We start from the raw sequence: 12,916 nt of genomic DNA, 5'->3' as shown, positions 1-12,916 counted from the left end.
GAGTCACGCCACTGCAAAAGCTGCCGGATCGTGGCCGACCCGGCAGAAAGGACATGGCACTGCACCCCCGGGGCGAACCCCGGGGCGGAACGGACCGCGCCGCCGTAACGACGCAGCCGACGATCCTCAGTCGGCCTGGCGGCGCAGGAACGCCGGGATATCCAGGTAGTCGTTGGGCAGGTCTGCGGCCGGCGCAGCCGAACCGCCGCCGTTGTTGCTGCCGCTGCCGACCGAGTCGCTGCTCGGACGACGCAGGCCCAGGCCCATGCTGCCGCCGACGGCCTTGGACACCGCATCGCCGCCGCTGGTATCGAAATCGCCGAACTCCGGCTGGCCGGTGGTGGCATTGCGCACCAGCTTGATCGGCGCGCGCTGGTCCGGACGCTGGGTCTGGCGGGCAACCGCACGGTTCAGGCCAGTGGCCACCACGGTGACGCGCACTTCGTCCTGCATGTCCGGGTCAAGCACGGTGCCGACGACCACGGTCGCATCTTCCGAGGCGAACGCCTCGATGGTGCGGCCGATCTCGTCGAACTCGGACATGGTGAAGTCCGGGCCGGCGGTGATGTTGACCAGGATGCCGTTGGCACCGGCCAGGTTGACGTCGTCCAGCAGCGGGTTCTGGATGGCGGCTTCGGCAGCGGCCTGCGCGCGATCGTCGCCGCGTGCCGAGCCGGTGCCCATCATGGCCAGGCCCATTTCCGACATAACGGTGCGCACGTCGGCGAAGTCGACGTTGATCAGACCCGGACGCACGATCAGATCGGCGATGCCCTGCACGGCGCCCTGCAGCACGTCGTTGGCGGCGCGGAAGGCCTGGATCATGGTGGCGTTGCGGCCGAGCACGGTGATCAGCTTTTCATTGGGGATGGTGATCAGCGAGTCGCAATGCTGGCTCAGTTCCTCGATGCCCTTGAGCGCGACCTGCATGCGGCGACGGCCTTCGAACGGGAACGGCTTGGTGACCACGGCCACGGTCAGGATGCCCATTTCCTTGGCCAGCTGTGCCACCACCGGCGCTGCGCCGGTGCCGGTGCCACCGCCCATGCCGGCGGTGATGAACACCATATCCGCACCCTGCAGCGCGTCCATGATGCGCTCGCGGTCTTCCAGCGCGGCCTGGCGGCCGACTTCCGGATTGGCGCCCGCGCCCAGGCCCTTGGTGACGTTGGTGCCGAGCTGCAGCTGCAGCTTGGCGCCACAGTTCTTGATCGCCTGCGAGTCGGTGTTGGCGGTGATGAACTCCACGCCATCGACATTGGTGTTGACCATGTGCGCAACCGCGTTGCCGCCGCCGCCGCCCACGCCAACGACCTTGATTACCGCGTTGGGAGCCATCTTTTCGATCAGTTCAAAATGTGCCATGTCAGTGTCCTCTTTAGATGCCGTGAATGGGGAATCGGGAATGGGGAATCGGATTGCTCCGTTCGCCAGCCCAACACCCGCATGTCGGCGAATGTTGTTGTTTGAATGCCGGGAATGGGAAGTTGGGAATGGGGAATCGCAACAGCGAATCACCTCCACGCCAACCACTGCTTCCTCGACGGAACCGCAAAAAAACTACGCTCTGCCCGCTCTCACCGCTCTCCACTCAAATCTGCCGCAACCGCTTTGCCTTTGCTTCAACTAATTCTCGAATCCCGATTCCCGATTCTTCAGAATTCCCCGCGATACCAGTTCTTCAATTTCTTGAACAAGCTCCCGGCGCGGCCGGTCGGGATCGACGGGCGGCGTGGGTGTTCGATCTGGCTGCCCATCAGCAGCAGGCCCACGCCGGAGGCGTGCACCGGGTTGCCGACGACTTCGCCCAGGCCGGTGACGTGCTGGGGAATGCCCACGCGCACCGGCATCTGCAACATTTCTTCGGCCAGTTCGACCACGCCTTCCATCTTCGACGCACCGCCGGTGAGCACCATGCCGGCGCGCACCATTTCCTCGAAACCGGAACGGCGCAGTTCGGCCTGCACCATTTCGAAGATTTCCTCGTAACGGCCCTGCACCGCCTGCGCGAGCGCATGTCGCGGCATGCGGCGCGGCGGGCGATCGCCGACCGACGGCACCTGGATGCTTTCTTCGGCGGTGGCCAGCTGCGCCAGCGCACAGGCGTAGCGCACCTTGATCTGCTCGGCTTCCGGGGTGGGCGTGCGCAGCATGTGCGCGATGTCGTTGGTGACGTGGTCGCCGGCGATCGGCAGCGAGGCGGTGTGGCAGATCGCGCCCTGCACGTAGACCGCAAGGTCGGTGGTGCCGGCGCCGATGTCCACCAGCACCACGCCCAGTTCGCGCTCGTCGGCGGTCAGGACCGCCACGCTGGAGGCCAACGACGACAGCACCAGATCGTCCACCTGCAGGCCGCACTTCTGCACGCACTTGGTGATGTTGGCCGCAGCCGACTGCGCGCACACCACCAGATGCGCGTGCACCTCCAGGCGCACGCCGGTCATGCCGACCGGATTGCGGATGCCTTCCTGCGAATCGTCCAGCACGTACTCGCGCGGGATCGCATGCAGGATGCGCTGGTCGGCAGGAATGGCCACGGCCTTGGCCGCATCCAGCACGCGCTCCAGATCGCTCCAGGTCACTTCGCCGTCGCGGATCGGCACGATGCCGGGCGAGTTCTTGCACTGCACGTGGTTGCCGGAAATCGACGCGTACACCGAGCGGATCTCGCAGCCGGCCATCAGCTCGGCCTCTTCCACCGCGCGCTGGATCGACTGCACGGTGGATTCGATGTCCACCACCACGCCGCGCTTGAGACCGCGCGATTCATGCGAACCGATGCCGATCACTTCGATCGGATTGCCGGGCGAGTACTCGCCGACCAGCGCGACGACCTTGGAGGTGCCGATGTCCAGTCCAACGATGAGGGATTTGTCGCCTTTGCGGTTCATGTCTTAAAGCCGGGAATAGGGAATAGCGAATGGGGAATGGTCAACAGCGGTGCACGGAGGCGAGGAGAATTGAGGACAAGTGCGTGAGGCGCAGCGGGCGACGCCGGCTTGGGTTTCTTATCCATTCCCGATTCCCCACTCTCCATTCGTCGTTCGACTGTGAAGCCGTTGGTGTAGCGCAGGTCGGCGCGCGCGATCGGGCGTTGCGGGTCGGCCAGTTGCGGCAGCACGCGGGCGAAGCGCTGCAGGCGCGCGCGCGCATCGTCGCGGCCGATCACGATCTGAACGCCGTTGCTCAGGCCCAGCGACCAGCTGCCGCGCGCGTCCATTTCCAGCCGCTCCACATCCAGCCCGGTCGGCGCGAACAGCGCGCGCGATTCGTTGTACAGCGCCACCACGTCCTGGGTCTTGCTGTCGGGGCCACCGAGTTGCGGCAACTTGAAATCCTTCAACAACGGCGGGGTGCGGAACAGCCGGCCCTGCTCGGACAACATGCGGTCGGTGCCCCAGCGCGCGAACGGCTTGTGCTCGGTGACGTGCACTTCCAGCACGTCCGGCCAGCGCTTGCGCACCTGCGCACTTTCCACCCACGGCAGGCGCGCGATGGCGTCCTGCGCGTTCTGCAACTTCACCGCGAAAAAGCCCGCGCGCGCATATGGCAGGACCACCGCGCGCAACTCTTCGGCCGGCACCCGCTTGAAGTCGCCCGACACCCGCAAGCGCGCCAACGGCCAACGCTCGGCACCGACCCAGCCATTGAGCACGGCCACCACCGGCAACGCGACCAGCGCCACCGCGAGCAACCACGCCAGGATGCGCAGGGTGGCGTTCATACGCGCGCTCCGCGCGCGGGAATGGGGAATCGGGAATGGGGAATCGTCAACAGCGGCGCACTGCCGGCTGTCGCTTTTGCGATTCCCCATTCCCGATTCCCCATTCCCAGCGTCATAGCGTCTGCTCCAGCACGCGCCAGACCAGTTCTTCGAAATCGATGCCGAGCTGGCGCGCGGCCTTGGGCACCAGCGAGTGGCTGGTCATGCCGGGGGCGGTGTTGACCTCCAGCAGATACAGCTGGCCGCTGGCGCGGTCGCGCATCACGTCGACGCGGCCCCAGCCGCGGGCGCCGGCGGCACGGAAGGCGTCCAGGGCGAGCTGGCGCAGTTGCGTCTCGGCATCGCCGTCCAGGCCCGGGCATAGGTACTGGGTGTCGTCGGCCAGATACTTGGCGTTGTAGTCGTACCACTGGCCCTTGGGCACGATGCGGATCGACGGCAGCGCGACCTCGCCGAGCACGGCCACGGTGAGTTCGTCGCCTTCGATCAGCTGCTCCATCAGCAGCGCGCCGTCGTAGCGCGCCGCCAGTACCACGGCTTGTTCGAGCTGGGCCTGGTCGAACACGCGGCTGATGCCGACGCTGGAGCCTTCGTTGGCTGGCTTGACGATCACCGGCAAGCCGATCTGCCGCGCGGCGGCATGGATGTCGTCGGCGCTGGCACCGGCGGCCAGGCGCGCATAGCGCGGCGTGGACAGGCCCAGTGACAGCCACACCTGCTTGGTGCGGATCTTGTCCATGCTCAACGCCGAGCCCAGCACGTTGGAGCCGGTGTACGGCACCTTGAAGGCTTCCATCAGGCCTTGCACGATGCCGTCTTCGCCGCCGCCGTTATGGCCGTGCAGCACGTTGAAGACGCGATCGAAGCGTTTTTCGACCAGGGCCTGCGCCAGGGCCGGAATGCCATCGACCGGCTGCGCGTCGACACCGCGCGCGCGCAGTGCGTCGAGCACGTTGCTGCCGGAGTTCAACGACACTTCGCGCTCGGACGAGGTACCGCCGAGCAGCACGGCGACGCGGCCGAACGCGGCCGGATCGCTGGTACGTGCGTTGGGAATCACCGCGCTCATGCGCTCGCTCCGGTGAAACCGTTGTTGATGATGTGCTGCGCGACATAGCCGATATCGCCGGCGCCCATCATCAGCAGCAGATCGCCGTCCTGCAGCACGTCCGGCAGCACTTCGGCCAGGCCGGAAATCTGCCCGACCACCACCGGCTCGCTGCGGCCGCGCGCACGGATCGCACGCGCCAGCGCGCGCGCATCGGCGCCCGGAATCGGCGCTTCGCCGGCCGGGTAGACCTCGCTCAGCACCAGCGCGTCGACGGTGCTCAGCACCGCGGCGAAGGCATCGAACTGGTCGCGGGTACGGCTGTAGCGATGCGGCTGGAATGCCACCACCAGGCGCTTGTCCGGCCAGCCGCCACGGGCGGCGGCGAACACCGCTTCCAGCTCGCGCGGATGGTGGCCGTAATCGTCGACCACGCGCACGCGCGCACCGGTGCTGGTGGTGACTTCGCCCAGGTCGTTGAAGCGGCGGCCGATGCCGGCGAAGTTTTCCAGCGCACGCGCGATGGTCTCCGGCGCCACGCCCAACTGCCAGCCGATCGCAGCGGCCGCCAGTGCGTTGAGCACGTTGTGGCGGCCCGGCAAGGCCAGCGTCACCGGGGTGGTGGTGCCTTCGGGCAGACGCAGCGTGAAGCGCATGCGCGGTCCGTCCTGCACCACGTCTTCGGCGCGTACGTCGGCGTTTTCGCTCATGCCGTAGCTCATCACGTGGCGCGGCGTCTTGCCGGCCAGCGCGGCCACTTCCGGGTCGTCGATGCAGAGCAACGCCAGGCCGTAGAACGGCAGGCGCTGCAGGAACTCGGCGAAGGCGGCCTGGATGCGTGCGAAATCGTTGCCGTAGTTTTCCAGGTGATCCGAATCGATGTTGGTGATCACCGCCATCAGCGGATTCAGGCGCAGGAAGCTGCCGTCGCTCTCGTCGGCCTCGGCCACCAGCCACTGGCCGCCGCCGAGCTTGGCGTTGGCGCCCGCGGCCAGCAACTGCCCGCCGATGACGAAGGTCGGATCCAGCCCGCCCTCGCTCAGCACCGCTGCGGCCAGGCTGGTGGTGGTGGTCTTGCCATGCGTGCCGGCCACTGCGATGCCGCGACGGAACCGCATCAGCTCGGCCAGCATCGCCGCACGCGGCATGATCGGAATGCGCTGGCTGCGCGCTTCCATCAGCTCGGGGTTGTCCTCGCGGATCGCGCTGGACACCACCACGCAATCGGTGCCGAGCACGTTGGCCGCCGAATGCCCGCGCATCACCCGCGCACCCAGCTTGGCCAGCCGCCGCGTCGCCACGTTATCGGAGTTGTCCGAGCCGGAGACTTCGTAGCCCAGCGTCAGCATCACCTCGGCAATGCCGCTCATGCCGGTGCCACCGATACCGACGAAATGCACGCGCGGAAACGCCCGTACCAGATCGCCACTGTCCTGCAGACGGCGGATCACGCGGCACCTCCGGTGGAGGTGCGAATCGGGAATCGGGAATCGGGAATCGTGTAAAGCGAGGCACCGGCGGCGTTGAGCGCCTGACCGGTGCGCGTGTTTTCTTGCATCACTGTCTGTTCCTGCAATTGTTCTGAGCTCTGCCCATTCCCCATTCCCGATTCACCACTCCCGGCTTCCTGCAGAATGATGTCGGCGATGCGTTCGGCGGCGTCCGGCTTGGCCAGGGTGCGGGCGGCCTGCGCCATCGCCAGGCGGCGGGCGGGGTCGGCGAGCAGGGTCTGCAAGACCTGCTGCAGGCGCGCGGCCAGGGTGTCGTCCTGCTTGAGCAGCACGGCGGCGTCGGCGCCGACCAGGTATTCGGCATTGCGGGTCTGGTGGTCGTCCACCGCGGCGGCGAAGGGCACCAGCACGCTGCCGATGCCGGCGGCGCACAGTTCGGCCAGCGTGGAGGCACCGGCGCGGCACACGACCAGGTCGGCCCAGGCGTAGGCGGCGGCCATGTCGGCGATGAAGGGCTCGACGCTGGCGTTGACGCCCGCCTGCGCGTACGCGGCCTCGGCTTCGGCGCGCAGCTTTTCACCGCACTGGTGGCGCACGTCCACATCCGGGTGACCGAGCGCGGCCAGTGCCGCCGGCACGGCCTGGTTCAATGCGCGTGCGCCCTGGCTGCCACCGAGCACCAGCACGCGTACGGCATTGCCACGGCCGAGCAGACGCGTGGCCGGCGCGGGAAGCGCTGCGATTTCCGCACGCACCGGATTGCCCACCGCTTCTTCGCCGGCGAAGCTGCCCGGGAAACCGGTCAGCACGCGGCGCGCAAACCGCGACAACACCTTGTTGGTCATGCCGGGCGCGCGGTTCTGTTCGTGCACCAGCAACGGCACGCCGAGCAGCCGCGCTGCCAGGCCGCCCGGGCCGGCCGCAAAGCCGCCGAAACTGATCACTGCACGCGGCTGGCGCTTGCGCAGCACGAAGCCGGCCGTGCGCACTGCGCGCATCACCCGCACCGGTGCACCGAGCAATTTCACCAGGCCCTTGCCGCGCAGGCCGCTGATGGCCAGCGTGTCGAGTTGAATATCGTGCTGCGGCACCAGCCGGGTTTCCATTGCGCTGTCGGCGCCCAGCCAGGTCACCGGCACGCCACGCGCGCGCAGCACCTTGGCCACGGCCAGACCCGGGAAGATATGCCCGCCGGTGCCGCCAGCCAGAATCATCACCGGTCGGATCCCCGCACCTGGATATGCAGGCGTTTGCGCGGGATTCGCATGAGTGCTCATGCAATCCTCCCGAAGGTCGGTTCCACACGTGGCTGCATGCGGCTGGTGCCGCGCAGGAACTCGGACGCATGCGCAGACGTGGCCGAGACTGCAGCAACCGGTGCCGGCGCGGGTGCGGCGGCAACCGGCTCGCGCTGCGGTTTGCGCGCGGGCGCGTAGGCCGGCGTGGCCGACTCGACCACCGGTTCGGCCGGCTCGGCCGACGGTGCGCCCGCACCCTGCGGCGACAACTTGCTGCGCAGGCGCTCGGCACGATCCATTTCGTAGGACACGCGCAGCAGCAGGCCCATCGCCACGCAGGTCATCAGCACCGACGAACCGCCGGAGGAAATCAGCGGCAGGGTCAGGCCCTTGGTCGGCAGGATGCCCAGGTTCACGCCTACCGAGACGAAGCTCTGCAGGCTGATCCACAAGCCGATGCCGAAGGCGATGTAGCCGGAGAAGTGACGCTTCATTTCCACGCAGCGCATGCCCAGCCAGAACGCGCGGCCGACCAGCAGCGCGTATAGCGAGATCACCCCGCACACGCCGACAAAGCCGAGTTCTTCGGCGATGACCGAGAAGATGAAGTCGGTATGCGCTTCGGGCAGGTAGTTGAGCTTCTGCACCGAGGCGCCCAGGCCCACGCCGGTCCACTGGCCGCGGCCGACCGCCATCAAGGCGTTGGACAGCTGATAGCCGGAGCCGAGCTGGTCGGCCCACGGGTCCAGGAACGAGGTGATGCGACGCAGCCGGTACGGCTCCAGGATCGCGATGAAGGCGAACACCGGCAGGCCGAACACGATCGGCATCGACATGCGCGGCAGGTTCACCCCGCCCAGCACCAGCATGCCGGCGGTGATCGCCAGCAGCAGCGTGGACGAGCCGAAGTCCGGCTGCATCAGCAGCAGGCCGACCAGTGCGATCGCCACGCCCAGCGGCTTGAGCATCGCCGGCCAGGTCGCATTGACCTCATCGCGGAAGCGCACCAGATAGCTGGATAGCCACACGATGTAGAGCACCTTGACCGCTTCGACGGTCTGGAATTTCGACACGCCCAGGTTGATCCAGCGCTTGGCGCCGTTGACGCTGCTGCCCAGGCCGGGCACGAACACCACCATCAGCAGGCCGAAGCAGGCCAGCAGCAACACCTGGTTGTACTGCTCGATGGTCTTGAGCTCGGTGCGCATCGCCCAGAACGCCAGACCCACGCCGATGCCCAGGAACAGCAGATGGCGGGTCAGGTAATAGAACGGATTGTCGGACAGCTCGATCGAGCTGGATGCCACCATCACCACGCCCAGCGAGGCGAGCGTGGCCGCGGCCCCGAGCAGCCACGGGTCGTAGCGGCCGCCGATGGCGTCCAGTCGCGTGGCCTGGCGGGACATGTCGTTCATCAGCGCACCTTCAACGTGGCAAGGCCGATCAGCACCAGCACCACCGAAATGATCCAGAAGCGCACGATCACGCGCGGCTCCGGCCAGCCCTTGAGTTCGAAGTGGTGATGGATCGGCGCCATGCGGAACACGCGCTTGCCGGTCAGCTTGAAGCTGGCGACCTGGATCATCACCGACAGCGTTTCGATCACGAACACCCCGCCCATGATCACCAGCACCAGCTCCTGGCGCACGATCACCGCGATGGTGCCGAGCACCGCGCCCAGCGACAGCGCGCCGATATCGCCCATGAACACCATGGCCGGATAGGTGTTGAACCACAGAAAGCCCAGGCCTGCGCCGGCGATCGCCGAGCAGATGATGATCAGCTCGCCGGCCCCGGGAATCAGCGGGATCTTCAGGTATTCGGCAAACACCACGTTGCCCGAGGCGTAGGCGAACACGCCCAGCGCACAGGCCACCAGCACGGTCGGCATGATCGCCAGACCATCCAGGCCGTCGGTCAGGTTGACCGCGTTGGAGAAGCCGACGATCCAGAAATAGGCGATCACCACAAAGCTCACGCCGGCCAGCGGCAGCGCGATCGACTTGAACATCGGGATGTAGAAGGTGATCGCCGCCGGCACATCGGCGGTGTAGTACAGGAACAGGCCCGCGGCCAGGCCGAAGATCGACTGCAGCAGATACTTCCAGCGCGACTTCAGGCCGTTGGGATCGCGGCGCACGATCTTGATCCAGTCGTCGTACCAGCCGATCGCACCGAAACAGACCATCACCGCCAGCACCAACCATACGTAACGGTTGCGCAGGTCGCCCCACAGCAGCACCGACAAGGTCACCGTCAGCAGGATCAGCGAGCCGCCCATGGTCGGGGTGCCGGCCTTGGAGAAATGCGTCTGCGGGCCGTCCTGGCGGATCGGCTGGCCGCCCTTGAACTGGGCCAGCTTGCGGATCACCGCCGGGCCCATCCACAACGACAGGAACAGCGCGGTCAGCGCGGCCAGGATGCCGCGGAAGGTCAGATAGTTGAACAGCCCGAACAGGCTCTCCAGTTGCTGCAGCCAACGCGCCAGCTCAAGCAGCATGGGATGCGTCCTCCGCCGGGGCGAGCAGCGCGGCGACGATGCGGTCCATGGCGCTGCCACGGGAGCCTTTCACCAGCAGCGTGGGCGGGGTTTGCGCCGTGGTGGCGGCAGTCTGCGCCGCCGCACCGGTGTGTTCGTACATCGAAGAAGATTCCTGCGTTTGGGTCGGCGAAACGGCGAGCTGCGCCAGATCCGCCTGCAAGGCCGCGATCAACGCGGCATGGGTGGCGAACACGCGGCCGCCCTCGCCGAACGCCTGTGCGGCGGCGGCACTGAGCTCGCCCAGCGCGTACAGGCGCTGCAGCTTGGCCGCGCGCGCGCGACGGCCGGCGGCGGCATGCAGGGCGGCGCCTTCCGGGCCGAGTTCGCGCATGTCGCCGAGCACCAGCCAGCCTTCGCCAGGCGCAGCGGCCAGGGTGTCGATGGCGGCATCCAGCGAGCCGGGGTTGGCGTTGTAGCTGTCGTCGATCAGCACCGCGCCACTGGGCAGGGTGTGGGTGATCTGGCGACCGGCCACCGGGCGCACCTGCGCCAGACCGGCGGCGATGATCGGCAAGGCGATGCCCGCACCCAAGGCCAGGCCGGCCGCGGCCAGCGCGTTGAGCACGTTGTGGCGGCCCGGCAACGGCAGCGCGATCTGCGCCTGACCTTGCGGGGTCACCAGGGTGAATTGCGCGCCACTGGCCTGCAGCCGCAAGCCATGCGCGGTGATATCGGCACTGGCCTGCAGGCCGTAGCGCAACACGCGGCGGCCCTGCACCGGCTGCGCATGCAATTGCTGCTCGAACCAGGCACCGAATGCATCGTCGGCATTGATCACCGCCACGCCATCGGCCGGCAATGCGGCGTAGATGGCGCCCTTGGTGCGGGCGACGCCGAGCAGGCTGCCCAGGCGTTCCAGATGGGCGGGGGCGATGTTGTTGACCAGGGCCACGTGCGGCTGCGCGATCTCGGTGAGATAGGCGATATCGCCCGGCTTGCCGGCGCCCATTTCGTAGATCGCCAGGTCCGCATCGTCCGGCGCCGCGATCACCGCCAGCGGCAGGCCGATCTCGTTGTTGCGGTTGCCCGGCGTGGCGTACACGGTGGTGCCGTCGACACGCCCGGCCTCGGTCAGGATGGCCAGCAGCAGCGCCTTGACGCTGGTCTTGCCGTTGGAGCCGGTCAAGGCGATCACCCGCGTGGCGCGGTCGCGCTGCATGCCGGCGGCGATACGCGCCAGCGCCAGTTCGGTATTTTCCACCAGCACCTGCGGCACGCTCAGCGCCGGCAGCAGGCGATCGACCAGCACACCGCTGGCGCCGTGCGCCACCGCGTCTGCGGCAAAGTCGTGCCCGTCGAAACGCTCGCCGCGCAGCGCCACGTACAGGCTGCCGTTGGCCAGCGTGCGGGTGTCGTTGCCGACGGTGTCGATGATGGCGTCGTCGCCATGCAGCTCACCACCGGCCCAGTGGGCGATCAACGACAGCGGCGTGAGCTTCATGCGCGCACTCCCAGCACGGTACGCGGCAACAGGGCCTGCGCCGCCACGATGGCGTCGTCGAAGGCATGCCGCACGCCGGCGACTTCCTGGTATGGCTCGTGGCCCTTGCCGGCGATCAGCACGATGTCGGAGGCACTGGCCATGCTGATGGCCTGATGGATCGCGGCGGCGCGGTCACGCTGTACGATGGCCGCATCCGGGCGCGCGAAGCCGCGCAGGATATCGGCCACGATCACATCGCCATCTTCGCCACGCGGGTTGTCGTCGGTGACGATCGCCACGTCGGCATTGACCTCGACAATGGCCGCCATCTGCGGGCGCTTGCCGGTGTCGCGCTCGCCGCCGCAGCCGAACACGCAGATCAGCCGGTCCTGTGCATGCGAGCGCAGGCTGGCCAATGCCTGTTCCAGCGCGTCGGGCGTGTGTGCGTAGTCGACGACCACCAGCGGTGCGCCATGCGCGCCACCGAGGCGATTCATGCGGCCGTGGATCGGCTGCAACCGACCGAGCACTTCGGCGATCTGCGCCGGCGCGATCTCCAGCGCAAACAACGCACCGGCCACGGCCAGCAGGTTGTCCACGTTGAAGCGACCCAGCAGCGGCGAGTGCACCGGATGCACCTGGCCGTCGAGATGCAGCGCGAAATTGATGCCGTTGTGATCCAGCTGCAGTGCCTGCGCACGCACGCTTGCCTGGGCCTGCGCGCGCGAACTCACGCCGATCGCGCGCAGCGCAGGGTCGAGCGAAGCCAGCAGCGTGCGGCCGAAGTCATCGTCCAGGTTCACTACCGCCGCCTTCAATCCGGCGCGCGTGAACAGCCTGGCCTTGGCCGCACCGTACTGCGCCATGTCGCCGTGGTAATCGAGATGGTCGCGGGTGAGATTGGTGAACACCGCCACGTCGAAATGCACCGCATCCACGCGGCCCTGGTCCAGCGCATGCGAGCTGACTTCCATCGCCACCGCCTGCGCGCCCGCGTCGTGCAACTGCGCCAGCAAGGCATGCGTCTGCAGCACCAGCGGCGTGGTGAAACCGGTCGGCACGGCGCTGCCGTACAGGCCGACACCCAGGGTGCCGAGCGTGCCGGCAGGGGTGCCAAGCAGCGTCAGGGCCTGCGCCAGCAATTGCACGGTAGAGGTCTTGCCGTTGGTGCCGGTGACGCCGACCATGCGCATCGCCCGCGAGGGCTGGCCGTGGAACTGATCGGCCATCGCGCCCAGGCGCGCACGCAGGCCCGGCACCGCGATCGCGTCGGCCGGTGCCGGCAGATCGGCCGGCGCCGGCGGCTCGAACAACACCGCCGCCGCGCCATTGGCGCGCGCCTGGTCAACGAAGCCCAGGCCATGCGCACCGAAACCGGCGATCGCCACGAAGGCATCGCCCGCACGCACCGCACGGCTGTCCATCACCAGGCCCGACACCTGCACTTCGTGCGCAAGCGGCACGTCCGGCAACAACTGCGACAGCGGCAT

At 67.7% G+C, this 12,916-nt stretch carries 10 protein-coding genes; all 10 read right to left on the bottom strand.

Annotation, left to right across the window (positions count from 1 at the left end):
• Nucleotides 1-126: 126 nt before the first annotated feature.
• The 10 genes from ftsZ to KHN93_RS04230 all read right to left on the bottom strand — a co-directional run bounded on the left by ftsZ (nucleotide 127) and on the right by KHN93_RS04230 (nucleotide 12,916).
• Complete coding sequence (gene ftsZ, locus KHN93_RS04275) at nucleotides 127-1,365, bottom strand: cell division protein FtsZ (RefSeq protein ID WP_016902188.1); 1,239 nt, start codon at nucleotides 1,363-1,365, stop codon at nucleotides 127-129.
• A 290-nt stretch (nucleotides 1,366-1,655) separates the two neighbouring features.
• Nucleotides 1,656-2,891, bottom strand: coding sequence for a cell division protein FtsA (ftsA, locus tag KHN93_RS04270; protein WP_003485272.1), 1,236 nt, complete (start codon nucleotides 2,889-2,891; stop codon nucleotides 1,656-1,658).
• Nucleotides 2,888-3,724: a cell division protein FtsQ/DivIB gene (locus KHN93_RS04265; protein ID WP_047126005.1), complete on the bottom strand. Its 837-nt coding sequence runs from the start codon at nucleotides 3,722-3,724 to the stop codon at nucleotides 2,888-2,890. Before KHN93_RS04265 ends, ftsA begins: the two co-directional genes overlap by 4 nt.
• 112 nt (nucleotides 3,725-3,836) lie before the next feature.
• Complete coding sequence (locus KHN93_RS04260; RefSeq protein WP_047128132.1) at nucleotides 3,837-4,793, bottom strand: D-alanine--D-alanine ligase; 957 nt, start codon at nucleotides 4,791-4,793, stop codon at nucleotides 3,837-3,839.
• The gene (murC, locus tag KHN93_RS04255; protein WP_016902185.1) at nucleotides 4,790-6,223 is read right to left on the bottom strand and encodes a UDP-N-acetylmuramate--L-alanine ligase; all 1,434 of its coding nucleotides are present in this window, start codon (nucleotides 6,221-6,223) and stop codon (nucleotides 4,790-4,792) included. The genes KHN93_RS04260 and murC overlap by 4 nt, the downstream gene beginning before the upstream one ends.
• Nucleotides 6,220-7,500, bottom strand: a complete 1,281-nt coding sequence (murG, locus tag KHN93_RS04250; protein ID WP_104560697.1) for an undecaprenyldiphospho-muramoylpentapeptide beta-N-acetylglucosaminyltransferase — start codon at nucleotides 7,498-7,500, stop codon at nucleotides 6,220-6,222. The genes murC and murG overlap by 4 nt, the downstream gene beginning before the upstream one ends.
• Nucleotides 7,497-8,876 carry a putative lipid II flippase FtsW gene (gene ftsW / locus KHN93_RS04245; protein WP_104560695.1) on the bottom strand — a complete coding sequence of 460 codons (1,380 nt, stop codon included), beginning with the start codon at nucleotides 8,874-8,876 and terminating at the stop codon, nucleotides 7,497-7,499. The genes murG and ftsW overlap by 4 nt, the downstream gene beginning before the upstream one ends.
• On the bottom strand, nucleotides 8,876-9,961 hold the full coding sequence (mraY, locus tag KHN93_RS04240) for a phospho-N-acetylmuramoyl-pentapeptide-transferase (RefSeq protein WP_016903082.1): 1,086 nt from the start codon (nucleotides 9,959-9,961) through the stop codon (nucleotides 8,876-8,878). The genes ftsW and mraY overlap by 1 nt, the downstream gene beginning before the upstream one ends.
• A complete protein-coding gene (locus KHN93_RS04235) occupies nucleotides 9,951-11,444 on the bottom strand; it encodes a UDP-N-acetylmuramoyl-tripeptide--D-alanyl-D-alanine ligase (RefSeq protein WP_104560693.1) in 1,494 nt (497 codons plus the stop codon). The genes mraY and KHN93_RS04235 overlap by 11 nt, the downstream gene beginning before the upstream one ends.
• Nucleotides 11,441-12,916: a UDP-N-acetylmuramoyl-L-alanyl-D-glutamate--2,6-diaminopimelate ligase gene (locus KHN93_RS04230; RefSeq protein ID WP_181141919.1), complete on the bottom strand. Its 1,476-nt coding sequence runs from the start codon at nucleotides 12,914-12,916 to the stop codon at nucleotides 11,441-11,443. Before KHN93_RS04230 ends, KHN93_RS04235 begins: the two co-directional genes overlap by 4 nt.

The sequence above is a fragment of the Xanthomonas arboricola pv. juglandis genome, from assembly GCF_905367715.1.
Lineage (GTDB): Bacteria > Pseudomonadota > Gammaproteobacteria > Xanthomonadales > Xanthomonadaceae > Xanthomonas > Xanthomonas arboricola.
This window is presented reverse-complemented; position numbering and strand designations above follow the sequence as displayed.